At 39.3% G+C, this 25,062-nt stretch carries 23 protein-coding genes; 10 read left to right on the top strand and 13 right to left on the bottom strand.

Features of this window, described 5'->3' with window-relative positions:
* Window positions 1–305: 305 nt before the first annotated feature.
* The 7 genes from METTI_RS00130 to METTI_RS00160 form a co-directional block, all read right to left on the bottom strand.
* Window positions 306–1,166: a formylglycine-generating enzyme family protein gene (locus tag METTI_RS00130; protein WP_023843766.1), complete on the bottom strand. Its 861-nt coding sequence runs from the start codon at window positions 1,164–1,166 to the stop codon at window positions 306–308.
* Between the two features lie 320 nt (window positions 1,167–1,486).
* Complete coding sequence (locus tag METTI_RS00135) at window positions 1,487–2,122, bottom strand: GTP--adenosylcobinamide-phosphate guanylyltransferase (RefSeq protein WP_023843767.1); 636 nt, start codon at window positions 2,120–2,122, stop codon at window positions 1,487–1,489.
* Window positions 2,110–2,931, bottom strand: a complete 822-nt coding sequence (gene cobS, locus METTI_RS00140) for an adenosylcobinamide-GDP ribazoletransferase (protein ID WP_023843768.1) — start codon at window positions 2,929–2,931, stop codon at window positions 2,110–2,112. Before cobS ends, METTI_RS00135 begins: the two co-directional genes overlap by 13 nt.
* Window positions 2,928–3,527 carry an alpha-ribazole phosphatase CobZ gene (gene cobZ / locus METTI_RS00145; protein ID WP_048135580.1) on the bottom strand — a complete coding sequence of 200 codons (600 nt, stop codon included), beginning with the start codon at window positions 3,525–3,527 and terminating at the stop codon, window positions 2,928–2,930. Before cobZ ends, cobS begins: the two co-directional genes overlap by 4 nt.
* A gap of 124 nt (window positions 3,528–3,651) precedes the next feature.
* On the bottom strand, window positions 3,652–4,632 hold the full coding sequence (locus METTI_RS00150) for a cobalamin biosynthesis protein (protein ID WP_023843770.1): 981 nt from the start codon (window positions 4,630–4,632) through the stop codon (window positions 3,652–3,654).
* On the bottom strand, window positions 4,629–6,122 hold the full coding sequence (locus METTI_RS00155; protein WP_048135582.1) for an aminotransferase class I/II-fold pyridoxal phosphate-dependent enzyme: 1,494 nt from the start codon (window positions 6,120–6,122) through the stop codon (window positions 4,629–4,631). Before METTI_RS00155 ends, METTI_RS00150 begins: the two co-directional genes overlap by 4 nt.
* A gap of 61 nt (window positions 6,123–6,183) precedes the next feature.
* Entirely contained in the window at window positions 6,184–7,635 is a 1,452-nt protein-coding gene (locus tag METTI_RS00160) for an aminotransferase class I/II-fold pyridoxal phosphate-dependent enzyme (RefSeq protein ID WP_023843772.1), read from the bottom strand.
* A 209-nt stretch (window positions 7,636–7,844) separates the two neighbouring features.
* On the opposite strand from METTI_RS00160, the gene METTI_RS00165 reads away from it, so the two are divergent.
* The 6 genes from METTI_RS00165 to METTI_RS00190 all read left to right on the top strand — a co-directional run bounded on the left by METTI_RS00165 (window position 7,845) and on the right by METTI_RS00190 (window position 12,460).
* Complete coding sequence (locus METTI_RS00165; RefSeq protein WP_023843773.1) at window positions 7,845–8,627, top strand: TIGR00266 family protein; 783 nt, start codon at window positions 7,845–7,847, stop codon at window positions 8,625–8,627.
* A 40-nt stretch (window positions 8,628–8,667) separates the two neighbouring features.
* Window positions 8,668–9,333, top strand: a complete 666-nt coding sequence (locus METTI_RS00170; protein ID WP_023843774.1) for a metallophosphoesterase family protein — start codon at window positions 8,668–8,670, stop codon at window positions 9,331–9,333.
* Between the two features lie 33 nt (window positions 9,334–9,366).
* Window positions 9,367–9,867 carry a cupredoxin domain-containing protein gene (locus tag METTI_RS14855; protein WP_023843775.1) on the top strand — a complete coding sequence of 167 codons (501 nt, stop codon included), beginning with the start codon at window positions 9,367–9,369 and terminating at the stop codon, window positions 9,865–9,867.
* 22 nt (window positions 9,868–9,889) lie between these two features.
* On the top strand, window positions 9,890–11,041 hold the full coding sequence (locus tag METTI_RS00180; protein WP_023843776.1) for a tRNA (guanine(10)-N(2))-dimethyltransferase: 1,152 nt from the start codon (window positions 9,890–9,892) through the stop codon (window positions 11,039–11,041).
* 109 nt (window positions 11,042–11,150) lie between these two features.
* Window positions 11,151–11,732: a helix-turn-helix domain-containing protein gene (locus METTI_RS00185; protein WP_023843777.1), complete on the top strand. Its 582-nt coding sequence runs from the start codon at window positions 11,151–11,153 to the stop codon at window positions 11,730–11,732.
* Between the two features lie 44 nt (window positions 11,733–11,776).
* A complete protein-coding gene (locus METTI_RS00190) occupies window positions 11,777–12,460 on the top strand; it encodes a DUF2110 family protein (protein ID WP_023843778.1) in 684 nt (227 codons plus the stop codon).
* A gap of 45 nt (window positions 12,461–12,505) precedes the next feature.
* Here the strand turns inward: METTI_RS00190 and METTI_RS00195 are convergent, their stop codons facing one another.
* The gene (locus METTI_RS00195; protein ID WP_023843779.1) at window positions 12,506–13,246 is read right to left on the bottom strand and encodes an ArsR family transcriptional regulator; all 741 of its coding nucleotides are present in this window, start codon (window positions 13,244–13,246) and stop codon (window positions 12,506–12,508) included.
* Between the two features lie 134 nt (window positions 13,247–13,380).
* Between METTI_RS00195 and METTI_RS00200 the strand changes: the two genes are divergently transcribed.
* A complete protein-coding gene (locus METTI_RS00200) occupies window positions 13,381–14,400 on the top strand; it encodes a class I SAM-dependent methyltransferase (RefSeq protein WP_023843780.1) in 1,020 nt (339 codons plus the stop codon).
* Window positions 14,401–14,431: 31 nt separating this feature from the next.
* Here METTI_RS00200 and METTI_RS00205 read toward each other — a convergent pair whose 3' ends face one another.
* The 5 genes from METTI_RS00205 to METTI_RS00225 all read right to left on the bottom strand — a co-directional run bounded on the left by METTI_RS00205 (window position 14,432) and on the right by METTI_RS00225 (window position 19,627).
* Window positions 14,432–14,905 (bottom strand): DUF2124 domain-containing protein, encoded by a 474-nt coding sequence (locus METTI_RS00205; RefSeq protein WP_023843781.1) that lies wholly within the window; start codon window positions 14,903–14,905, stop codon window positions 14,432–14,434.
* Between the two features lie 72 nt (window positions 14,906–14,977).
* Window positions 14,978–15,940, bottom strand: a complete 963-nt coding sequence (mch, locus tag METTI_RS00210) for a methenyltetrahydromethanopterin cyclohydrolase (RefSeq protein WP_048135589.1) — start codon at window positions 15,938–15,940, stop codon at window positions 14,978–14,980.
* Window positions 15,941–16,229: 289 nt separating this feature from the next.
* Window positions 16,230–16,757, bottom strand: coding sequence for a hypothetical protein (locus METTI_RS00215; RefSeq protein ID WP_023843783.1), 528 nt, complete (start codon window positions 16,755–16,757; stop codon window positions 16,230–16,232).
* 115 nt (window positions 16,758–16,872) lie between these two features.
* A complete protein-coding gene (locus METTI_RS00220; protein ID WP_023843784.1) occupies window positions 16,873–18,348 on the bottom strand; it encodes a response regulator in 1,476 nt (491 codons plus the stop codon).
* Window positions 18,349–18,457: 109 nt separating this feature from the next.
* A complete protein-coding gene (locus METTI_RS00225; protein WP_023843785.1) occupies window positions 18,458–19,627 on the bottom strand; it encodes a HEAT repeat domain-containing protein in 1,170 nt (389 codons plus the stop codon).
* Between the two features lie 362 nt (window positions 19,628–19,989).
* Here METTI_RS00225 and METTI_RS00230 point away from each other — a divergent pair, with 362 nt between their 5' ends.
* The 3 genes from METTI_RS00230 (at window position 19,990) to METTI_RS00240 (ending at window position 24,849) form a co-directional block, all read left to right on the top strand.
* Window positions 19,990–20,532: a helix-turn-helix transcriptional regulator gene (locus tag METTI_RS00230; protein WP_023843786.1), complete on the top strand. Its 543-nt coding sequence runs from the start codon at window positions 19,990–19,992 to the stop codon at window positions 20,530–20,532.
* A gap of 67 nt (window positions 20,533–20,599) precedes the next feature.
* Window positions 20,600–21,466, top strand: coding sequence for a hypothetical protein (locus METTI_RS00235; protein ID WP_023843787.1), 867 nt, complete (start codon window positions 20,600–20,602; stop codon window positions 21,464–21,466).
* Window positions 21,463–24,849, top strand: a complete 3,387-nt coding sequence (locus METTI_RS00240) for a HEAT repeat domain-containing protein (protein WP_023843788.1) — start codon at window positions 21,463–21,465, stop codon at window positions 24,847–24,849. The genes METTI_RS00235 and METTI_RS00240 overlap by 4 nt, the downstream gene beginning before the upstream one ends.
* The last annotated feature ends 213 nt before the right edge of the window (window positions 24,850–25,062 follow it).

Raw genomic sequence — 25,062 nt, forward strand, 5'->3', positions numbered from 1 at the left:
AATATTTTAGAAAGTATGGAAAAGACTTACATATATAATTTGTGAAATTAATCTATAATTTAGGATGTTAGCTAAGTAAATTAAACAAATGAGAGTGTGGCAAGATTAATTTTGAAGGCAATCATACTTTGAAAATGAAAACAAAATAAAGTTAAAATATCTTCAATCTGCTGTATTAAATACACTGTTATTTTACTGTACAATAACAGATTCTATCGGCTATTTCCTGCAGAATTCTTTAAGACCTTCAAGTAAAAAACAATAATATCAAAAAAGAAAAAAGTGAGAGATATCCATTCTGGATATCAAATCTCTTTCACAAGACGGAAACCAATGTAATTCATACGGCTTCCCTCACCGATACTTTCCCTTGCAGCGGAACGGCAGTTGACTTCAGCATTATCCCAGCTTCCACCACGGATAACTCTTCTGTCTACACCATTTGTCCATTCACTACCGTCAGTTGGTGCTTTGTTGTAATTACTGTGATATTCATCCTGCACCCATTCAGCAACGTTTCCATGCACATCATAGAGACCCCATGGGTTTGCTTCCTTCATACCTACCGGCCTTGTCTTGTCCTCAGAGTTATCATCGAACCAGCCATAATCAGGCATCATCGAAGCATCATCACCGAAAGAGAAAGCCGTGTCAGTACCTGCCCTTGCAGCATACTCCCATTCTGCCTCTGTGGGCAGGCGGTAGCTTTCAGTTCCTTCCATATCATTAAGAGCATCAATGAATTCATTAACCTGTGCCCAGGAGACTTTTTCTACCGGAAGGTACCCATCGCCTGTGAAGGAAGAAGGATTCTCACCCATAACTTCTTCCCACTGGTCCTGGGTTACTTCATAAACACCGATATAGAAATCATTTCCAATGGTCACCTGGTGAACAGGTCTCTCTTCCTTATCACTGTATTTTTCATCTTCAGGAGCACCCATCAGGAAATCCCCGGCAGATATCTTTACAAATTCCATGTCAATAGAATTAGTGAATGTACTGTCATCAACTTCTGTTTCTTCAGGAGTTGAAACCACATCCTCTACAACTTCCTGGCTCTCTTCTTCATTAGCAGTGTCATCAGAACCTGTACAGCCACTTACCAGGACTGCAGCCAGAACTACAAGACACATTATAAAAGTCATGTAAGATCTTTTGATCATAAACCTATCCTCATATGTATTTACTGTAATAACAACCGAAATAACATTGGTTTTTGTCCAAAACCTGATTTAAATGCTTTGGTTTATTCCGAAAAACAAGTAAGACGACTTTCAGTAAAAAGTTCAGTAAAAAACATAAAACCTAGAAATGAATTGAATGGCACCTTTTATTCGTTAAAAGGTGCCTGTGAGTTCTCCAACCAACACACAATAAGACAATTCCAACCTGTCTCTAAGATTATTAGTAATTATGAGATATAAAGTGTACGGATATTGTAATTAAATATCATTAACAATATTTTACTCTAACATATCCTCATTTAATTCTTGATCGAATTAGCATCCCGCTCAAGAATCATTTCTTTACATCTTTTAAGATCATCAGCCGTATTGATATTAAGAGCAAATTCAACATCATCCATCACAAGACTGACATAATCCTGCTCATGATCTACATCCTTTCCATCAAGTATGTTAACGCCTGAAGGAACTATCAGCTTTCCTTCACCACCCCAATTAAACACCGTATCAGGCCTTATACCAAGGCTTTTACAAACAGATATCGGAGAAAATATAGACATAGCCGGCTTACCACATACCTTATATTCAGCTATTACCTTTTCAAGAAGCTCAGGAGTAAGCAGAGGTAAATCAGACATTAGTACCATAAGCGGATCGCTTATACAGGCGGCCTTCACAGCATATACCATATCACCAACATAGTTGCCACCACCTGTTGGTATCACCTGTACTTTACCATCATATTCTTCTTCCACATAAGATGCGGTTTTAGGGGTTGCCGGGGATACAGCAACGTAAATGTCGCCTATGTTTTCTGTTTTTTGCAGCGCATCGATTACATATGATATCAGAGGCTTTCCAAGTAACTCGACACAGGGTTTTTCCCCCATACCAAGCCTGCTTCCAAATCCCCCTGCCATTATTATAGCGTCCAAACAATACCTCCATACATCACTACCAATGTCACGGCTATAAGTGCGATTATCCTTCCTACCTCATTGGAAGCACCGATAACATCACCATTTACGCCACCAAAATGTCTCTTGCTGATATTGAGCAATACAAAAGTTGCCAGTATAGCTGCAATGAATGGAATTATACCAGTCATACCAAAACCAAAATAAAATGACATTGCAACACAGGCAACAATACCAATTACAAATCCTATAAGGTATTTAGGTACTGTGGTATTCTCGATAAGTATTGATCCCAGTCCTTCATGTATTGATTTACCGAATGCGGCAACTGTCAGCATGGACTGCATAGCACTAATCTCTGAGACAAACATTGCAAAGAAGAATATTTTTGCAACGTCGGCAACAGATGCGTATGCAATGGCAGACTGTTCATTTAATGCCATCAGAGTCGCATAAAATGCAATAATAATAAGAGCGGCATAAGCAACACCACCTATTCCTAAGGACATATCCTTCAGTGCTTTAAGTTTCTTTTCCACAGAACCATGAGCTGTAAGACCATCACCAAGGTCTGCCACTCCATCCAGATGGTTCAGTCCCGTAATATAGTAAACGAATGCTATTACAAGCACAGAGGCAATAGATATTGGAAGATAACTTACAAGAAGATAAGCAACTGCACCCATTAACAATCCAAGAACAATTCCCACTACCAGATGCAGGTATGTTCTTTTGAAGAACTCATCGAGTCCTTCCATGGTGATACCTACAGGAATTGTAGAAAGGAATCCGAAACTTGATCTGAGAGCTAATAAGAATCCGTTCATCCTGCTATCACATCACTTTTGCTTTCAGGATCTGGTTTCTTCTTGCTTTCATTCTTAGCCTTTTCAGCTGCTTCTGCCATTGCTCTTGTGTACATGTTGGCAGATACGCCGCCTATTAGACCACCGATTATGTCATCCATGAAGGGACCAAGCTTTGCAAGAATTCCAGGTTTTTGTTTGTCAAAACGTACAAACTCAAACATTCCTTTATCACCACTGATATACTTGGAAATACTCATGCCAAGGACTTCATCAGCAATTATGAATGTAAGATCTTTTTCGTATGAACTTCTGCTGATATTGGGTAAACGCCCTTTTTGACCTTCTTTTTCAAGTAAAACACCAGAATAGATAAGAAGACAAAGGTTAGGATCGGATACTGCGATGTCAAGTTCTTTAAGGAACTTTTCCTCTGCAAGTTCTCTTGTCTCTATACCCGGATGTGGTGCATAAAGCTCAAGCGCCGCATCAACAAGCATCTGAACTGTTATTCCTTCCTCTTCAAGGATCTCGATTATATCCCTGGTGATCTCACCATCCAGTTCCCTGGACTGGTTCTTTTTCAGGTCTTTTGATTCTATATCCGATAATTTCATTGCCATCACTTCGGGGAGATTTCTTTATAAGATTGTTGTTTGAGATTGGATTGTTATGATTGTTATATTTCCGGATTTCAATTCTTAGATTTGAATATCAGATGTAATTGTGATTTTAAACACATTATAGTATAATTATTAATGAAGATGCGATAATCGCAAAGAATGATGCCACAAGGATTATCCAGGATGTGAGTTTGATATCCTCTGACACAGGATAAACAAAACCATCACCAAGAACATAGGTGTTTGGTTTTTCCAGTTTTATTTTCAGGGCACCTGCAATTGAAGCCATTGGAAAACCTGAATTAGGAGAGGGAGTTTTTAGCCCATCCATGATACCTGTTTTAAGAGCAGTCCTGTAATCCGGAATCTTGACTTTACGATATACCAGACTCACAACAAGAGTTGCAGCTGACAGGAAGAGCACAGAAAGACGTGCAGGTATCCAGTTAAGTACATCATCAAACTTCGCAGAGAACCAGCCTACTTCAAGGTGGCGTTCATCTGTGTATCCTACCATGGAATCCAGAGTGCTTGTAGCTTTGAAAATGTATGCAGCAATGAGCCCGTATGGACCGAAACAGGCATAGAACAACAAAGGAGAAAGAATTCCATCCACATAATTCTCTGAAGTTGTCTCGATTATTGCCGAAGAGACCTGTCCCTCTTCCAGCTTTGAAGTATTTCGACTTACATACATTGAAAGCTTCTGCCTGGCACTGTCAAGTTTACCTGCATCCAGTTCTGTTCTTACTTCATTAGCTGCACCATAAAGGCAGCGAATTGCAAATGTTGCCTTAAGGAAATAAGCAGCCACAAGATAACGAAGAACAGCTGGAATGGACTCAATACTCATGAATAACATTGTAAGATAAGCAATCAGACACCCGAAAAGTATCGTTGTCAGACCAATGAATATTCCATAAAGTCTGCGATTGCTTTTAGGTATATTTTTCTTGAAAAAGCCTATCAACCTGCCCATCCAGACAACAGGATGGACTGCAAATGGAGGTTCACCAACTGCAATATCAAGGACATAGGCTAGAAGAAGCACTATAACCAGTTCACTGGCCTCTGGCTGTACCGGCACCGGCAGGATCATAGATTTTGCTCCATAACTTCCTTCCAGGCTTTTCTGATACTTTCATCGCTAAGACCTTCAGCAATGAAAATGGATAACAGGTCATCAACTATCTTTTCCTCATGAACGATAGTACAGTTCAGGCAGCTCCACACCTGACCGCCGCTTGAGCTTTCAATCCAGTTGCCACCTGTGCGACTGTCCTCACACGGATAGAACGGACAGAAACAGAAGGTGCAGTCCTGTCCTTCAAAATGGCATGGGTAATAGTCACAGTCAATATTGCTTCCTTTACGACCATCTTTTGCAGCTACCTTAATGTTTTCATGAAGCTGCATCTCTGCCTGTTCCCTGCCCCATTCATAAATCACCTGACGGATTGTATCTGCAATGCGTTCATTCTCTTCCCTTGTGCGTATTGCCACTCTTATGTGATTCTTGCCATTATTCTGGAAAGACTCACAATCACGTATCAGTACACCATGAGATGCCATTCTTTCTGCAAGTTCTGATGAATTGAGTGAGAGATCAGTAATATCAACATAAATGTAATTTACACAGCTCTCAGCAGGTTTGAATCCCCTGCGGGAGAGTTTATCCATAAGGAATTCACGTTCCTGTTCTATGAAAGCTCTTGAATCAAGGAGATACTTGCTGTTCACACCGCCCTTCATACTTAGCAAGGCAGTAGCAATTGTATCTGAAACACATCCCATGTTCCAGGAAAGTCTTGCATTGTTAAGCACACATGCAAATTTAGAAGAAGCAACTCCAAATCCCATTCTGATTCCCGGAATTGCAAATGATTTTGTTAAAGAACGCTGGATGAAAAGATAATCGTTGTTTTCCACAAGATACGCAACACTCTGCTCCGGTTCTGCCAGTTCAATGTAAGCCTCATCCACAAAGAGTATGGTCTTTTGAGCTGCACATTGTTCTGCAAGCTTTTCCATCTTTTCTCTGTCAAACAATTTTCCGGTCGGGTTATTAGGATTACACACAAAGATTATCTTGGCTTCTGCAAGAATCTCATCTTCAAGATTGAAGATACCATCCTGATCGATGTACTTAATTTTGGCACCCATTACACTGCATTGTAATTCATATTCACTGAAGGTAGGTCTTGGAATTAGTACAACATCACCTTCAGCTACAACACACTCTGCCACCAGTCGTATAATCTCAGTTGAACCGTTTCCGGGAATAATGTTCTCATAGGTCATTCCCATTCCAACAAATTCTGCTGCAGCCGTGCGGTACTCAAGATAGCGGTTGTCCGGATACTGCTCAAGTTTTTCAAGTCCTTTATCCAGAAGCTCCTGTAAATTCAGCTCAGGCTCCGGCTGGTCAAAAGGAGTTCCTAATGGATTAAGACTTGCACTTGCATCCAGAATATCAGATTCGGGAATGCCGTATTTCTGGGAACTTTTTCTTATCAGCCCACCATGAACACAGGGTTCAAGGCTTAGAAGATATTTTTTTACCGGAAGCGGTGATCTTTGGTCTGTCACAATAATCAAAGCATGTAGAAATCAGGGAATATATTAACCTGCTCAGCTTAACTCCACAGAATCAAAGCAGGGGCTCAATGATCTCCTTCCATGCCCTCCTTATATTATCATCAGTGTCTCCATCTGCCATCAGTGCATCAAGCACCATTTTGGCAACTTTTGGTCTATGCAATAAAGTACAATGTTCGCAGCTCCACACCTGCCCTCCGGTGGAGCTTTCGATCCATTTGCCTCCTGTCCGTTCTTCCTCGCATGCATAAAACGGACAGAAACAGAAAGTACAATCCTGCCCGGTAAAATGGCAGGGATAATATTCACAGGTACCACGGCCTGCACAGGAACTTCCACCGTGCTCTATGGTCTCTTCTAGTTTTTCCCTTGCATCTTCCCTGCTGGTTTCAGCAAAGACAGTATCAAGAGTGTGTATTAATTTTTCGAAATCATCCCTTAAGCGGACTGATATTCTCACATAACGTTTATTCCCGTCAAAGAAATCACTACATTCGCGTATCAATATTCCATGCAGAGCCAGCCCTTCACTGAGTCTAACAGAATCAAGGAAGAGATCCTTTACGTCAATGAGTATATAATTAGTACTGCTTTCAACAGGATCAAAACCGTAAATTCCTGAGAAACGTTTGACTATGTATTCTCTTTCTTTTTTAATAAACTCACGGGATCTTTTAAGATATTCACTATTAGGACCACCTGGCATGCTAAAGAAAGCCAGGGCTATAGCTTCGTCTGTCACACCGATGTTCCATGAAAGACGTGCAGCATTGAGTATGTTTGCAAGAGAAAGGGATGCAATTCCATATGCCAGTCTGATTCCCGGCATTGCCGTAATGTTTGATACCGACCTTATTACGAAAAGATAATCATTATCCAACGTCAGGTCAGCAATACTCATATCAGGATCAGACAGTTCAATTGCTGATTCATCAACAATAAGCAAAGTACCATGTTCAGCACATTTTCGGGCAAAAACGGAAAGCTTATCCCTGGGTACAAGACGGCCTGTGGGATTATTCGGATTGCCAAGAATAATAACCTTAGCCTTATCAAGTGTCATTTTTGGAAGATTTAATAATTCATCAGTAGTAAAAGAATGGATGCGTGCTCCGAAAATCCCTGATATATGGCGATACTCACCGGATGAAGGTGAAGTGGTGATTACAATATCATCTTCATTGACAACGGTTTCCATAATCAGACGTAAAAGTTCACATGTACCATTTCCAGGCACAATATTGTCTGCAGAAATATTTTGACCAATATAAGCAGCAGCAGCCTTTCTGAGTTCCAGGTACCTGTTATCAGGATACTGTTCTATCCTTTCTGTAGATTCAAAAACAGCTTGTTTCAGGTCAAGGTTACTTGCCTGGAAATTGAACGGTGTGCCAAGTGGATTCGTGTTGGAACTGAAATCAAGAATATCTGATTCGGGACCTTTGAATCTCATTGCCAGATCATGAGTCCTCCCGCCGTGTTTCCTTGCCTGCAGTGCAAGCAAATAATGCTTCAAATGAAGTGGAAAATTTTTTCGGTACACACTTATCAACTGGTGGTTACGCACAGGAGCTATATTAAACTATTCAAGTTGAGTTGTGCAAAAGCCCACAGAATACGCATACCTGAGATAAAGCAATAAATACTGGTAACGCAAATCTCTATCACAAGTTCTTCAGGAACAGTAAATTGATTGAATTAGAGGAATGATAGATGGCTGATGAAATAGATTATAAGATTATTGGCGACGACATGCAGCTTGTAGAGATAGAACTGGATCCTAACGAAGCTGTAAGAGCAGAAGCCGGTGCTATGATGTATATGGGCCCCGGAATCAGAATGGAAACCTCTACCGGCGGCGGGCTCCTTAAAGGTTTAAAACGTGCTGTAACAGGCGAAAGCTTCTTTATAACGAGTTTTGTCCATGAAGGAGAAAATAAAGGATATGTGGCATTCGGAGCACCATACCCCGGTAAGATAATACCACTGGACCTCAGTAAGTTCGGAGGTAGTTTCCTCTGTCAGAAAGATTCGTTCCTCTGTGCTGCAAATGGAATTGAAATTGAAATGGCACTTACAAAGAAAATAGGAGCAGGACTTTTCGGAGGAGAAGGATTCATACTCCAGAGACTGAAAGGTAATGGAATGGCCTTTGTACACGCAGGTGGAGCCATTGTAGAAAAAGATCTGGCACCCGGAGAGACAATCAGAGTGGATACCGGATGTCTTACCGCATTTGAGGAAACTGTGGGATACGATATTACATGGGCAGGCGGTTTTAAGAATGCACTCTTTGGAGGCGAGGGGCTTGTACTGGCAACACTTTCCGGACCTGGAAAAGTATACCTCCAGAGCCTGCCGTTCTCACGTCTTGCAGACAGGATAGTTGCTGCATCAAGATACATGAACAGCAGCCAGCGAGAAGAATCCTCAGGAATTGCAGGCATCGGCAGCAGTGCACTGGGAAGCATTCTTGGTGGAGACCGCTCTTTCTAACTGAAAAGTTAACAGTAGTACAAACCGGAGATTACAAAAAATGAGATTGTTCGCTATAGCAGACCCGCATGGAAACTATTCCAGGATAGAAGCACTGCTAAAGATTGCAGGTGACGTGGATCTGATATTGATAGCAGGTGACATCACAAATTTCGGACCGGATGAAAAGGCACTTGAACTTTTTGAAAAGTTCAGCCAGCAAATACTTGCTGTCCCCGGCAACTGTGATAATCAGTCTATTATCAAAGTGATTGAGAAATCAAAAGCCACTAACCTGCATAAAAGATCAATCTCAATAGATAGTGTCAGGTTTATAGGTATGGGAGGATCTAACCCCACCCCTTTCTGCACACCATTTGAAATAGAAGAATGTGATTTTGAAGATAACGTCAACAGCATGCTGGAAGAGGTAAAAGCAGATGAAGTACTTGTGACCCTTACACATACTCCTCCTTTTGGGGTGCTTGACATGGTAGGGGATACAAATGTAGGATGCAAGGCACTCAATATATTTCTTGAAAGAGCTGACCTGATGGTGTGTGGACACATACATGAAGCAAGGGGAGTGGAGAAGGCTGGAAAAACCACAATTGTCAACCCAGGGATGGCTGCTTTGGGATTTGCTGCTGTTATAGACATTGAAATTCAAAATAATACTCCAATTATAAATGTTCAACTTATAGAAAGTGATAGTGAAGTTATTTAACCATCGGAAATATATTCTAATGCAGGTGATCCAATGAAGATGAAATTTTTTATGATACTCCTTGTCATGCTTTCTCTGGTAGTTGCCGGCTGTGTCGATGACACTGAAACCCCAACAGAAGAGAATGCATCCATGAACGATTCGATGACAGATGCAGCAAATGATACGGTTGCAGAAAATACTGACAATGTCTCTGTTGAGGAATCAGGTGAAGAAGAAGAAGAAGTCATTTCTGACGAAGAGGACGAAACACTGGAAGTCATTGAATATGAGGGAGCAAAATCCTATACAGTATATATGAGAAACTTCAACGTGCAGCCACATAACCTTACTATAAATGAAGGTGATTCTGTTATCTGGTTCAATGATAATGATCCTGTAAGAACCTTTACACTTGTAAGCGGTGAAGGACTCTGGGAAAATGTAAGTATAGTTAACAGGAGAAATTTCATATACACTTTTAATGAGAGTGGTACCTTTACATACAGTGTGAAAACCTGGGACGTAATGAAGGGAACCATTATTGTTAAATAAGAATGTATCTTCTGGGAACCAAATGAATGTGAGATCTGTTAAAGAAGGAGATACTGAAGTTCTGGTTCCTGTTCCTGAAGAAGGGGCAAATTTTGCTCCTTCTGCAGCACCTGTTTTTTTTAATCCGGTTATGGAAATGAACCGCGATATTTCCATAGCTGCAACATCTGCTTTTCTTAAAAGAATGGAACCTGACCCTGAGAAGACAATAACTTATGTTGATGCACTTTCAGCGTCAGGAATACGAGGCTTAAGAGTAGCTAATGAAATTGGCATTGAAACTACACTGAATGACTGGAGTGAAGATGCCTATAAGCTAATACAGGAAAATATTGAAAATATGGGAATTGGTGACCATACATTTGCAAGTCACAAAAATGCCAATGTTCTATTACATGAAAAACATTTCAATATTGTTGACCTCGATCCTTTTGGCACACCTGCACCATTCCTTGCATCTGCTGCCCGTTCTGTAGTAAATTTACTGGAAGTCACAGCAACAGATACAGCACCTCTTTGCGGTGCACACCTGAATTCAGGAATCAGAAAATATGCTGCTATTCCACTTAATAATGAGTATCACAGTGAAATGGGAGTACGCATTCTTCTTGGCAGGGTTGCAAGGGAGCTTTCACTTCATGATAAAGCCATGGTTCCCCTTCTGTCACATGCTACCAGGCATTATGTAAGAACTTATCTTCATATCAGAAGAGGGGCAAAACAGGCAGATAAAATGCTGAAGAAAATGGGATTCATTGCACAATGTGAATGTGGGAACCGTGAGAAAGTTTATGGGCTTGCTGTCCATATCAACGATAAGTGCAGCCTCTGCGGTAAAGAATATCTTATTTCCGGACCCATGTGGCTTGGAGAATTACATGAACCTGAGTTCTGCGATGAGATCATTGAAGAAATGGAACAGCGAGATCTGGGAACAAAAGAGATGTCCGTTAAAATGCTGGAATTCTGCAGGGATGAGCTAAGTATTCCTATGTTTTATGACCAGCATCTCCTGTGTAAGAAACTTGGAGTATCTGCATCAACCATTGACACCCTTATCACTGCACTGAGAGACAATGGATATAAAGCATCAAGAACGCATTTTAGCGGTACTTCATTTAAAACGGATGCAGAACTACCTGATATAGAAAGAATTATTGTTAATATCCGATAGAAATATATAGTATTTTTATTTTAATGATATATATTAAAATATATAATTCCGGGTATTATGATGTTTTTTAAAACAAGGGTTCTAAAAACTAAATTAGAGGGGAAATCGTATGACAAAAGAATATGCTGAACAACTATTTTTACAGGAAAAACCAACCCTTGCCCTTCTGGCTATCTGGTCCCTTCAAAAAACCTATGCATCTGTTATAACTAAAGAGATTAATTCCACCTTTGCACACACTACTAAAATACTGGCCAAAATGGAAGAACATGGCCTTGTACAATTCTCAGTTGAAGGACGTGTAAAATATGTGGAACTTACAGATCATGGTTACAGGGTTGTAGATGCTCTTAAAAGCCTGATAATGGCAATTGAAGGTGAAACGCCTGAAGAGTCACCGGAAGAGAACAACACTGAAAACGGTGAAGGGAATTCAGAAAATACCGATGAAGCAAGGAAAACAACCCTTGATCATATAGACAGGCTGCACCAGCAGATTATGACCACTTATAACGATCTTGCAGAGAATGACACTGAGCTTCAGGTTATGAGAATGAAAATCGGTCCTTTCAGCAGGGATATCCAGTTACTCTTAAATTCAATAGAGGAGAATGAGGAGCTCATTGATGACGAGGGCCTAGATAAGCTTACAGAGATGCAAAATATCTTTGACCTTGTGATGAAACAATAATTAAAAGGACAATTTTAAGGATAATAAGTTTAAGGATAAGAATAATGGTCACCAAACTATTGATCAAGATTTATGGCAACAGGGAAAGAGCAACACATTCTGCTGAAGTGCTGATTAGTAATGAGTTAAAAGAGCTCGATGCTTCTGCTGAATTCTCTGTTAGTGATGATAACTGGTTTACTGTTGATATTGCCGGAGAAGATAATGAATTTGCATCTAATTTTCTTATGCAAAAATTCGGCACACCAGTAACAGAAATAGTCAAAAATGAAACCTATCACGGATTCATACGACAGATACATGATGATGAAATTGTTGTTGATGTCGGTGTTCTTGTAACCATACCACGGAAGAATCTCAACAATCTAGGAAATGGAACAGCTAAACAGATAGCTACCCGTTTTGGTATAATCAGACACCTGCCGGTAAAAGTAGAGATTACTGATGAAAAGGCTAAAATTGGGGTTTTTACAAGGGAACAGGCAGATCTATGGTGGAGCTGGAAGAAATCCGAACAGGACAGGGTTATTGCAAATTCAGTAACCAGATCAGAACTTAAAGCTGCCATCAAGAAAACAGGCCATGCAAGAGATATTTATGGCATTGAAAGGCTTGGACTTATGGAACACATGATTACATGCCGGGAAAATACTGACGGACCGGGAATTGTTGCTGCTATTGGCAAACTTGTAAAAGGTGAGCTTGGGGTTGTAAGAACCTCAAATTAAAGATATTTAATATCAATCCGAACAGAAGAATAAATGGATTTTGTTCTATAATTTTGTCATCTGGAAAAGGCAGGAACCGCAATTGTCGTTGCATTTGCTGAGCATTTGCATTACACATTCCTCGCCCATTTTTGCCCTGAATACACCTTCAAAAACACCCTGGGCAAACGAACATAATGTTTTTTCTTTAATGGGGATAGAGCGGCAGTCAAAAAAGTTGTGTACGGCAAGTTTAATGGGGTCATTTTCAAGGACGGTAAAACTTCCAATTTCATTTTCCTCCCAGAAATCCAGCATTTCCTGAAGAATACTGGCAGGTTCCTGGGAAACAATATTTTTTGATAGGCTGTTTCCTATATCATTGCCTATCTTACGCATGATTGGGTCACAATTAACACCATGAGCCCTGAAACCATATTGGACAGCGTGGAAAAGGCATTTTAAACAACCAAAAGAATGCACATCGGGAGAAGCTATAAGATCCAGCATCTCAGTATAATGCTTCATTCCCGGTTCCTGTGAACATGCCACGTATTGACATCTCAGGAAATAAACCTTTTTTCTTTTGTCGTTAGCATCAATAGTTTCCTCAAGGAGATTCTGAGTCTTCAGGTCGTTAAGATGAACGGAGATTGTTGATTTTGCTTTTCCTGTATGCTGTACAATTTCATCAAATGATTTACAGCCTGTTTTGAGAAAATCGAGTATCTTAATCTTTACAGAACCATTAAGAGCAATAACTCCAATATCAGTGGAAAAAATAGCTGTGTTGTCTCCGTTGTTCATGTATTTATGAATAAAACGACAACGTATTTAAATGTTCGCTATTCAACGAATGAGTTTATCAATATATAAAGACATGATTACAATCACATATGCAGCTTTATATATTATTTTGAGAAAATATACCCCCCGCTCCAATGACTATGAACAAAAGTATCCGTGTACCGCTAAAAAATGCGGAAAAAATAAGAATTGAACTGGCAGAATCAGGAAGACTGGATCCGCACCGCAAGATAAAGCTTATTGGCACAAACCAGCGTTTTCTCGAAATACCGGTTACTGAAGACATTGAAGGTTTTGAGACTTTCATACAGGAAGATGCGGAGTTTTACAATAAATGGCAGTCACTTGAAGAACTGCTGAAAACTGAGATATCCGCAGATGAACTTAAGAAATTGCCTTCGGGATGGCAGATTGTCGGAGAAATTATAGTTGTCACTATTGACTTTTCAATCGACTACCTTAAAATGCAGATAGCTGAAGCATTGCTACAGATGTACCCTTCATGCAATACAGTTGTACGCGACCTTGGAATAAGTGGCCAGTTCAGGTTGCCCAAAAGAGAAGTCCTTATTGGAAATAACACTGAAACTATTAACAAAGAACATGGCTGTCTTTTCAAGCTTGATGTTACAAAAGTGATGTTCTCCAAAGGAAATCTTCATGAAAAGAAGCTCATGAGTAATATTGGAAATGATGAGACAATAGTTGACATGTTTGCAGGAATCGGATATTTTACCATTCCTATGGCAGTTCATGCAAAACCCAAAAAGATCATTGCAATTGAGATAAACCCGCAGTCTTACGGATACCTTAAAGAGAACATATCCCTGAATAAAGTAGAGGACATTGTTGAAGCTCGAAACGGAGACTGTGCGGAACTGACACCAAAAGGAGTTGCTCACAGAGTCCTCATGGGATATGTGAACACAACACACCATTATCTTGACGCGGGTATTGCCGCGCTGAAACCTGAAGGCGGCATAATCCATTATCACGAAACAACGCCAGAAAGTATGGTGTTTTCAAGACCTGTTGAGAGGATAGAAAATGCTGCACAAAAAGCTGGAAAGACGGTTGAAATACTGGACTGCCGTAAAATCAAAAAATATTCCCCGGGCGTCTGGCATGTTGTTGTAGACGCCAGGATTTCTTAAAAATAAAATAAGAAGAATTAGGTATTTAAGTTTACAGTTTTTTGATCTCGTTTGTCATATCTGCATCAATTATGTAATCAAAGTCAATGTGACCTGGCCAGTTGCAGTTTATTAGCATTGACTGGAAGCAGACACCGATAATAAGTTTCTTGTCAGCATCTTTGGTTAGTTCATCAACAAGTTCTTTCATCTTTTCAGGCTCAACGCCTATCTTTGGCATTGCAAGACCGCCAAGAATGACTACAGTATCAGCAGAAGGATCTGCCTTTTCATCAAGCTGCATTCCGTATGATGAGAATACCATTGAACGTGCTTCATCTGCACGCAGATCCGGAAGGAAAATAGTCTCTTTATCGCTGCCTCGTAAAACAAATGCCATAAGCTCGGCAAATGGTGTACAGAAACCAACGGTTCCTATAAAAGTAATCTTTTTAGAATCACTAACAAGTTTCCTGAATTCTGTAAGCTGACCACCGATACCTTTTGAAGTACTTATGATTTCCATTACTATCTCCAAAAGAAAAAAAGTAATACAACCTTTAAGGTTGTATCGGTATTATTTGAGTATGTTAAAGGCTTAAATCTCTTTTATGCCGAAGGATTCCAGCAGAATGCCAGGGTTGATCCTTCCGCTTGTAAAGGACTTCTTGCTCTTGACATCATTAACTGTAATCTTTGCTGGTGCAAACATTCCTGCGTCAACCTTGAAGAAGTCAAACTCTGCTTCCTTAAAAGTTGTGTAGAATGGCTTACCGAAGTCCCTTGATGTTGTGGATGGTGCCTTCTTTACAAGCTCTTCCAGTTTCTCAACATCTCCATACTCAACGGTGTAGTATGTCTCACCACAGTAGATGATACAGTCGTTGGTTGAACCCATGCACTTTGTATCGTCACCGACAACAGGTGCAATTGGAGCAACACCGAAACCGCTCTTGATTGTGTTGATGTCGTATCCGATGGATTCGAGCTTGTGGATACCTGTCTCAACAATACGTGCTGAGATCTGTACGCATCCTGCAATTGATGCTGTTGGTGCAACAGCGATATAGACGTTCTCAGGGTCGACACTGCAGTGTTTTGCAATGTACTCAACAACCTCTTCGTTTGGTATTTCACTTGATTCCATTACAAGGACTGCAAATTCGGAGTCATCCTTGTAGCCAATTTCTTCGTACAGTTCTTTTGGTTTAAGTCCAAGAGCCCTTGCAGGACCTGAACCCATACCGAAATATTTACCGACTGCAATTCTCCAGCCTGCGTATTGGGATGCCATACATGCGATGGTTGGGTGATCTGTTGCTACCTGAATAGCTGGTACCGGAAGACCGTCCAGGTCGAACTTGGTGTAGCTGATGTCTGCAAGATCTGCAAGACAGAGACGGGAAAGATACATACCTGCATCATATCCACCTTCTACATTCACACCACAGTCAATGACAGTAGCGCCGTTATCAAGCTCTATGGACTTGACTTTCAGTTCCTCTTCCCAGTCAAGCATCTCATCAATTATAGCTAATCCCTTTTCGTTGACACTTATCACGTTTATCACTCTTAACCTGTTAATCGAGTGACATTAGGCACTGGAGCATATATACCTACCGTCTTTTCAGGCAATAAATATACTCAATTAGCCACCTATGGTATCACTCACTGCTCGCTAATATGAAAATATATGATATGAAAGTTGTGATTACAATTTCCTTAAATGACAATATAAAAAAATAATATTATTTAATCCACTATTTGAATAAAATCTAATCAACAACTATTCAATAGTAGACTTAATTTATAAGAATAAACTTCAGAAGATATTGTTTGAGAGAAACACATCAATTGACTTGATAGATCCGCATGTAAAAACCACTGTCTGCAACTATTTTTATTCTATTACCAACAGGATTATAATTTACAATATAATTTCCACAATAGTTATCAGGTCCATCTATGAACTCCATTTCATTCCATTGGCCATCGAAGTAATCGTAAATATGATAGTTTATGTCTCCAAGAGTACACGAAGGACAAGTTTGACATTCATCCCCATGAGCCCTTAATTCAAGTTCAACTTCGGGAGTAACATCATATATTTTCCAACCACCACAACTACCATAGAAGAACCAGTTGGCATAGCCTTCACCAGTTGATGGAAGTTCATTTCTTGCAGAATCAAAGCAATAATCTACTGGAGCTTCAGATGGATATATTTCTATCTCAGTTTCAGAAATATTAATGTCTTCAGTCCCAAAAGTATTGAAAAATATGAGTAGGGCAAACAATGTGGCACCTATCAAAATCAAATTATACATGCGGTTTTTCTTGATTCCTGAACCAGGACTTATAGGGATATTCGGTTCCATCTTACCTCCAAAAATGTAAACAGCATAATAATCACAGAAGATTTTATAAATGTTTCTAATTTGTTCACATTTGGTTAAAAAGAAAATAATGAGACGGAACATGCAATCCGAATTATCACAAGTCTTTCTTAAGCGTCAGCCAGAAAACACTACCCTTGCCTTCAGGATTGTCATCCACATCGATGACCTCTTTATGAAGATCCATAATTCTCTTAACAATTGCAAGACCTATACCAGTTCCACGGATATTTTCCTTATGGAGCCTCTTGAAGCGTTCAAAAACAGTTGCCTTGCTTTCGTTTGGTATTCCGTCACCCTGATCAATGAAACTTAGCTTCCACTTGTCCCCGATATCCATGACATCAATTGTAATAGTGCTGCCTTCAGGACTGTATTTTATGGAATTGGACACAAGGTTTACAAAAACTCTTTCCATCATAGGATTTGCAAGGGCAAAACAGGATTCATCCATGTTGACACAAATTTCCATATTCTTTTCCATGGCCTGATGTTTAAATCCATTAACTGTGTCATTTATCATTGAATTCAAATCAATGCGCACAAAACTGATATCATCAACTGATTCCAGTTTAGCAAGATGAGCCGCATCCTCGATCATAGAAATCAGTTTTTCAGTTGCAGTGCTGACATTGTTCAGCAGGTTCTTCTTGCTTTCATCAGTTTCAATTTCAAAAAGTAATTCTACAAATGACTTAATAAGACCTGCGGGATTAAGCAGATCATGCCTCATGACATCGGTAAAAAGGTCTTTGAGATCATTAGATCTCTCAAGCTGGTAAGCATATTCCTTTAGCTGCTTTTCAGCTTCTCTCATCTCAGTGATGTCCTCACCTGATATCAGAATACCCACATTATTGCCTGAATTGTCCTTCAAAGGTGAATCGTAGCATCTAAACAGACGTTCTTCACCCGTATTTACAATAATGGGAAACTCACTATATTCATAGGGTTTAATACTGCCAGAAACAAGACCATCGTAATGAGCTCTTATATCGCTTACCCAGTCATGAGGGATAAACGACTCTATCCAATCCCTGCCAATTATTTTGTCAGGACTGTAACCCAGAAAATCAGATCCTTTCTTATTTATTGTAGTAACCTTGAAATCAAGATCAAGAACAGCTACCAGAATACCAACGTAATCAAGGTAATAATACGCTTTGTTCTTCTCAACCAGAAGGTTGTCATGCTGCTCTTTTATTCTTAGAAGAGAGTCAATTTTCTTCTCAAGCTCAAATTTACCAACTGGTTTTTTCAGAAAATCATCTGCACCAGCCTCGATTCCTCTCTGGTGATCTGCTTTGTCGGTTAAAGCTGTGACCATTATAATAGGTATAAAATCCATTTTGAACTCATTGCGAATCACCCTGCAGACATCATATCCATCCATCTCTGGCATCATTACGTCCAGTAATATCAGATCAGGACATTCATCTTTGACTTTTGCAAGAGCATCTTTTCCATTATAGGAAGTTACAATATCATAGTCATCCCCAAGATATACAGACAATAATTCCACATTCAGAGGTTCATCATCAACAATAAGGATCTTATCTTTTGAGGCTGTCATCTAACATTCAATATAATTCTACATTTATATAAAGGTGTCTAATAATTTCAATGCCACAACAGTATGATCACTAAAAATGAAATTGCACAGATAACACAACTATGCATAATTAAGATTTTAACTTTTCACCACAGAAAGGACAAAACTGAGGTGAAACTGCCATCTCAAGACTATCACCACAATAAGGACAAAAAGATAATTTTCTTTTTCTGCCTGGTTTATTGGATTTGTGACCTGACAGATTATCATTTGCAGTTTCTGCAAGTTCTTCACCCTGAGAAGCAACCTCAACCATCATGACTTCATTACTTATACGTAAAACATGATTCATTGCCAGTTTGCGCACCCATTCATCAGGATCTTCCTGACCTACTTTTTCAAGAATAGACAAACTTTCGTCATTACCAATAGTAACAAGTGCCTCAACTGCAGAACTCCTGACATGCTCGTTTTCATCATTGAGAAGTTCATTTAATGTAGCAGACGGAATTTCTACCTTAAGAGCCAGTAATTCTTTTATTGCAACACATTTAACATTGAAATTTTCATCTTTCAACGAATCTATAAGATATGGTGCAGACTCTTTTTTAATACAACTGTTCAGGGCTTTTGTGGCACTACTTCTTACATCAACATCAGAGCTTTTTAAAACCTGAAGCAACAAAGGAACTGCAAAAGGACTTCCCGTATCTCCAACTAAACTGAGCAGACGGATTTTATAGTACCGGTCAGCATTTTCGATAATTTCTGCGATGCATGGAATCATGTCCTCGGCCTTAAAAAGCTTCAGGGATGAAGTTGCAAGAGCCCTTATTTCTTTATCATTACCATTGAGACACCTGACTAACACACGAATAGAATCTGCTGTTTTTATCTTTCCAATACACTGGACAGAGAACTTTTTCCTGTTAATGCTTCCTGATGAAAGCATTTCTATAAGAAAAGGCAGGTTTTTTCCGTTAACACATGAGTCCAGAGAAGAGATAATTGTTTTTTGATTATCTGAAGATTTATACTTACTATTAAAAACCAATTCAAATAAGGTCTCTGTTGCCCTTGAATCACCAAAAACACCAAGTGACTGGATAATGCATGTGCTCACCTGTCCGTCAGTTTCTTTTTCAAGTGCTTCCAGAAGATATGGTACAGCATCCGAGTCCCCCTGATTTTCAAGGGACTTTACAGCATCGCATCTTTTGTTTGCATTTGAAAAGATACCTTTTTGCAGCTTTTTTACTGAAGAGATAAATTCTTTGTTTTTCCCGGATGTATCGCTCATCAACAACCCCGAAGCACTATTAGGTGCGGTGAATAAAAATCTAGCTATATAGATTTAGTACTGCTAGATATTGTTTTTGAAAATATAGAATCTACAGGGTCACCTTATGTTAGTGCAAAGCAGGGAATGATCAGGAACAGGTTTAAAAGCACATTTGTAATAAATTATATCCAAGCTCAAAATAATCCATATTAAAGTTGTAGTTTTAGAAATTCCAACGATATTCAGAATAGTCAATCACAAAGAAAATAGAATGCAGGAGCTGTGGTTTCAAATAAATGATACGTTTCATACTATTGTTACAGTCAAAATATATCATTTGTTTCATCCCTTATGATAATTGTCAACAGTGAGATGATGACTTGATAAGGGAAAGAACAAAACTAATAATATCAGCAGGAATTCTCATACTTGCAGGAATAATTTCAGTGAGCACACTGCTGCAGGATGCTCCTGCAGTTATACAAATCGAAGGGGAATCATTCAAGATAATTGAGATTCCTTATTCTTACACTACAGGTGAAGCATACCTGTTGTTACTATCCGGTTTTTTCTCAGGTTTAGCACTATGCCAGATTTTATTGTCTCTGGGTATCTGTCCATTTATACACAAAAATATTCATGAGTCTTATTCTGGTATTAATTTAAAAACAAAAGATAATTCTCAAATACTGAAATCTGCCGAAAAAACAGAAAGCTCAGATTGGGAAGAATCAGCAGAATCGGCAACATCACCTGACATGAAAAAAGTACTTCTTATGGCCCTGGAAGGAGATGAGAAAAAAATCGTCAGGACAATTGTGGATAATAACGGACAGATGCTCCAGAATGAACTTGTGAACAGACTTGATTTTTCCAAAGCTAAAACACACGTATTCTTTCCAATCTCGAAAAGAAAGGCATAATCTCAAAACAGAAGTATGGCCTGACAAATTGCATCTCACTGACCGAAGAGATAAGGGGTGAGAACAGATGAGAAAAGAACTTCCGTTGATTATTGCAGGAATAATCCTTGTTTCTGCCATAATCTGGTGGCACTATGATAGTAGTGTCGATGTGAAAATTGTCGAGATTAATGCACCCCGGACTCTGGGGGTGGATACTATCAGAACTGACAGCATGAACGAAATTGAACTGGTCATACAGAATAACGAATCAAAAAATGTTGAAGTAAAGATTGAAACTGAAAATGCCTTTGTAGATGAAAATGGAAAGAGTGCTGATACTTTCATCGTTTTTGGATATAATGGTTATCACTACAGTGATTATATTTCAACACAGGATAAAATAAGCCTTGAACCAGGAGAGAACAGGCTAACCCTGTTGCTTGGATATCAGGTTACAGGAGAACAGAATGTTCACATCAGAATTGTAAACAATGAGGTTGTCCTTGACGAAGAATCATTTACTGTGGATGTTTTACCTCCCGAACTTTCAGTCGAATTGAATTATGAACTGGAATCTATCGGAGAGCTGAATATCTACAATATTGACGCTTATGTGATAAATAGCGGCCTTGGAAGAGCCGAAAATGTTGAAACAACTATCAGTATAATTGATCCTGATACAAAAGAAGTTATGTCTTCTGAAAACAATAATTTTGATGTTCCTGCTTATTCTAAAAGTTCTTTCAGCACCTGGAAAGATTCGCACGCTGGAGTTATCGAACTTAGTTCCGGCGAGAATTCGGATGAGAGTTACATGCCTGCCCAGGCAGTGGTTAAGGAGAAAATTGGAAAGCAATATATTGTGAAAGTTACTGCTGTCTGGAAAGAACAGATAGCTGAAAAGGAAATAATTGTTCCTGAAAATCGTTCTGTACTGGAGGTCGAACTATGAAAACAACAGGTAAGACTTCATTAAAGCTGGCCGTAGCAATCTTCATATTTGTTCTTGTATCGGGAACCTGTGTTTCCAGCGAGCAGAATAATCAGAGTACAAACGATAGTCAGCTAACCGACTATTCCAGCATCCTTTCATTCATTGTGGAATCTTTTGAATCCATAGTTTATAATGAAGAAGATAAGAACATTACAAAATGGATCGATATTCTTGAAGATAGCTCTGAAACGGATAGAAATAGAAAAAATGCAGTTTATATGTTGGGTGAAACAGGAAACAACAGAGCTGCAAAACCACTTGGAAGAATTCTTGTCAACACAGAGGAATCCGAATCATTGCGCGGTGCTGCTGCTCGTACTCTTGGGAGTGTCGGGAATGAAAAAGACACAGATTTGCTTATCAGAATGCTGAATGATGATAACTTGGATATAGCAATATGGTCTGCTGCTTCACTGGGAGAAATTGGTGATCCCAAAGCCGTTGAACCTCTCATGGAAATTATCGCTGATACAAATATTTCAGTAGATTTCCGCAAGTATGCTATTATTTCTTTAGGAGATATCGGAGATGAAAGAGCAATTGAACTTTTGATTTACACATTAAAAAACGGTGAAGAAACTTTAGCCTCAGCAGCAGCAACTTCACTTGGAGAGATTGGAGATGAGAGAGCTATTGAGCCTTTAACTAATGCACTTGAAGATAAAAGATATACAGTAACTCTCAGATCTGCGGAATCACTTCAGAAAATGAATGTGCCAATTACCGATATTGTCATTGATAATCTTAATAACAGAAATGTAGATGTCAGAGATAACTCAGCTAACCTACTTGGTGACATAAAAGCAAAAAATGCTACCGATAAACTCCTTGAAGTCGTAGAAAATAGAGACGAAGATGATGAAGTCAGAGCATCTGCAGTCAATGCACTCGGAGATATAAGAGACAATAATACCATAGAACCGCTTATTAAAATACTGAATGAGCCAGATGAACCAAGGGCAGTGAGACTAAATATTCCATCGGTCTTAAGAAGAACAGATGAAAATGCCGCAATCGAGCCACTTCTGGATAACCTGAATGATACAGACCCGGAAGTAAAGATTAGAATCATGGGTTCCTTAGAGGATATTTCCTCAGATAGAGCAATAGAACCTATAGAATACCTATTATTGAATGATGAAAAGTGGAGAGTCAGACAACATGCAGCAATTACACTTGGAAGGATGAGTGGAAGCAATTCAACAAATGCATATACATTGGCATTAAATGATGAATCTACTGTTGTTCGTTATACTGCTGCATTGAATCTAAAAAAATATCCCGATAAAAATGCAACTGAAGCATTGATCAGCGCTCTAGGAAATGAAACTGATCAGTCAGCACGGCATACAATGGTGCAGGCATTAATTATAATGGAAGATCAGCGAGCCATTCCAATACTCACTCAAATAGCTGAAGATGAAAATGAATACATAGGTGTTCGAACCTCAGCCGTATCAGGTCTTGGTAATTTTAGAACCAGCAATTCCACAGGACTTTTAATTCAGATATTGGAAAATACTGATAATTCACCCTATATGAGATCAGCCGCTGCCACTGGCCTTGGAAAAAGCAATAATACAGAAGCTATTGAAGTTCTGATAAAGGTGGCAGAGGACGAGAGAGAATTCATTCCAGTTAGGGAAAGTGCACAGCAGGCACTAGATAATATAGGACAGAACAATTCAGGAATTGTTTACACATCCAATATTGTAGAGATGGGACTTAATTTTTCATCGATTATAGATTTTTTCAAATCATTTGTCCATACAGAAAGAAACGATAATGTAAGCCAGTGGATAGGTGTTCTTGGAAATGAATCCGAAAGTGAGGATGACAGACAACATGCCGCTTACATGCTGGGAGAATCAGGAGACAGCAGAGCTGTAAAACCATTCATAAAAGTAATTGAAAATACTGAAGAACCGGATTCATTGCGTCAGTCAGTTACCAGATATTTAGGGAAAGTAGGAAATGAAGAACAAACTGACATGCTAATTGAAATGCTGGACGATGATCTTCTTGATATCACAGCAACTATTGCTTTAGGTGATCTGGGAGATGAAAAAGCAGTAGAACCGCTTATGGATATACTCGCAAATGAAAGCCAGTCAGAAAACATGCGAGGAAATTCAGCAAAATCGCTTGGGCAGATCGGAGATAAGAGGGCAGTTGAATTGCTTATTGAATGTCTGGATGATGGAACATGGCAGATACAACCGGAATCTGCCTGGTCTCTTGGAGAAATCGGTGATGAGAGAGCAATTGAACCTTTAACCAATCACCTGGAGGATGAGTATGAATTTACAGTTACAAATTCAGCTGTAGCTCTAAAGAAATTAGGAGCACCGGTAGAAGAGATGCTTATCGAAAATCTTGATAATAGGGATACAACGGTTAGAATCAATTCAATCCATGCACTTGGCTCTATTGAGGAAACGAATGTTTATGATATATTTCTTAGCATCGCAGAAGATAGTACTGAGGAAGATAAAGTACGAATAAATGCTATCGGAGCACTTGGAAAATTAAGAAATAAGGATGCCATCGAACCTCTTGTCCATATACTGGAAAATGAAAATGAAAGAAAGGATGTAAGAAAAAGAGTTCCATGGGCATTAATGAAAATTGACGAAGAAACGGCTATGAAAATACTTCTGGATGAATTTGATATCGAAAATATGGAAGTCAGGTCAAGCATCGTATCATCATTTAGAGGAACAGAAGAAGAAAAGAAAAACCTATCAGTAGCAATCGAACCACTTGCGTATCTTTTACTGAATGATAAGGATTGGCCTGTGAGGAAACAAGCAGCAATCTCTCTGGGAGGTATAGCCGGAGAAAATGCATCGGATGATCTGGCACTGGCATTGAGTGATGATAATTCGGAAGTCAGATCTGTTGCAGCTAAGTATCTTTCCTCTATGTCTGATGCAAATTCTACAGAGTATCTGATAGATGCTCTGGCAAATGAAACAAACAAGTATACACGTAGTGATATAGCACGTGCGCTTGGACATACAAATGACAGCAGAGCAGTACCTGTTCTTGTACATCTGATGCAGGATAAGGGAGAATACCTGAATGTACGACTCCATGCCACAGAAGAACTTGGAACCATGGCAAACAAAGATGCTACGGAATCTCTAATGCAGGCACTTGAAAATACAGAAGATTCACCTGATATCAGAAAGGCGGCAGCAGTTTCATTAGGGCAGATCGGAGATAAGAGGGCAGTTGAATTACTCACCGAGATTGCAGATAATAAAGAAGAATATCCTGCAATCAGGCAGAGTGCAGAACAATCGCTTGAAATGATTCAGGAGGCAACTTCCTCCTGAATTCTAATTGTACGTGAATCCTCTATGTAAATTGTTTTAAATTAGGATTTGTGGATTTTCTGTGTATAAGGACACAAACATTGATCATTTTCATGTACATAAAAACAACCTGCAATCTAAAAATAAAGTAGCTATCCGCCGAAGGCGGCACATTCCGATATTACTACACAGAAGATAAGCACAATGGTGATTTGAATTTATACATAGAATTCT

It is taken from the genome of Methanolobus tindarius DSM 2278 (assembly GCF_000504205.1).
Taxonomy (GTDB): Archaea; Halobacteriota; Methanosarcinia; order Methanosarcinales; family Methanosarcinaceae; genus Methanolobus; species Methanolobus tindarius.

What these genes read in the sequence shown, in the direction of transcription:
- METTI_RS00190 (WP_023843778.1), top strand. Translation starts at nt 11,777, where the DNA reads ATGGTCACCAAACTATTGATCAAGATTTATGGCAACAGGGAAAGAGCA.
- METTI_RS00220 (WP_023843784.1), bottom strand. Translation starts at nt 18,348, where the DNA reads ATGACAGCCTCAAAAGATAAGATCCTTATTGTTGATGATGAACCTCTG.
- METTI_RS00200 (WP_023843780.1), top strand. Translation starts at nt 13,381, where the DNA reads ATGACTATGAACAAAAGTATCCGTGTACCGCTAAAAAATGCGGAAAAA.
- METTI_RS00150 (WP_023843770.1), bottom strand. Translation starts at nt 4,632, where the DNA reads ATGATCCTGCCGGTGCCGGTACAGCCAGAGGCCAGTGAACTGGTTATA.
- METTI_RS00195 (WP_023843779.1), bottom strand. Translation starts at nt 13,246, where the DNA reads ATGAACAACGGAGACAACACAGCTATTTTTTCCACTGATATTGGAGTT.
- METTI_RS00215 (WP_023843783.1), bottom strand. Translation starts at nt 16,757, where the DNA reads ATGGAACCGAATATCCCTATAAGTCCTGGTTCAGGAATCAAGAAAAAC.
- cobS (WP_023843768.1), bottom strand. Translation starts at nt 2,931, where the DNA reads ATGAACGGATTCTTATTAGCTCTCAGATCAAGTTTCGGATTCCTTTCT.
- METTI_RS00205 (WP_023843781.1), bottom strand. Translation starts at nt 14,905, where the DNA reads ATGGAAATCATAAGTACTTCAAAAGGTATCGGTGGTCAGCTTACAGAA.
- METTI_RS00170 (WP_023843774.1), top strand. Translation starts at nt 8,668, where the DNA reads ATGAGATTGTTCGCTATAGCAGACCCGCATGGAAACTATTCCAGGATA.
- METTI_RS14855 (WP_023843775.1), top strand. Translation starts at nt 9,367, where the DNA reads ATGAAGATGAAATTTTTTATGATACTCCTTGTCATGCTTTCTCTGGTA.
- METTI_RS00185 (WP_023843777.1), top strand. Translation starts at nt 11,151, where the DNA reads ATGACAAAAGAATATGCTGAACAACTATTTTTACAGGAAAAACCAACC.
- METTI_RS00165 (WP_023843773.1), top strand. Translation starts at nt 7,845, where the DNA reads ATGGCTGATGAAATAGATTATAAGATTATTGGCGACGACATGCAGCTT.
- METTI_RS00235 (WP_023843787.1), top strand. Translation starts at nt 20,600, where the DNA reads ATGAGAAAAGAACTTCCGTTGATTATTGCAGGAATAATCCTTGTTTCT.
- METTI_RS00240 (WP_023843788.1), top strand. Translation starts at nt 21,463, where the DNA reads ATGAAAACAACAGGTAAGACTTCATTAAAGCTGGCCGTAGCAATCTTC.
- cobZ (WP_048135580.1), bottom strand. Translation starts at nt 3,527, where the DNA reads ATGAAATTATCGGATATAGAATCAAAAGACCTGAAAAAGAACCAGTCC.
- METTI_RS00225 (WP_023843785.1), bottom strand. Translation starts at nt 19,627, where the DNA reads ATGAGCGATACATCCGGGAAAAACAAAGAATTTATCTCTTCAGTAAAA.
- METTI_RS00180 (WP_023843776.1), top strand. Translation starts at nt 9,890, where the DNA reads ATGAATGTGAGATCTGTTAAAGAAGGAGATACTGAAGTTCTGGTTCCT.
- METTI_RS00130 (WP_023843766.1), bottom strand. Translation starts at nt 1,166, where the DNA reads ATGATCAAAAGATCTTACATGACTTTTATAATGTGTCTTGTAGTTCTG.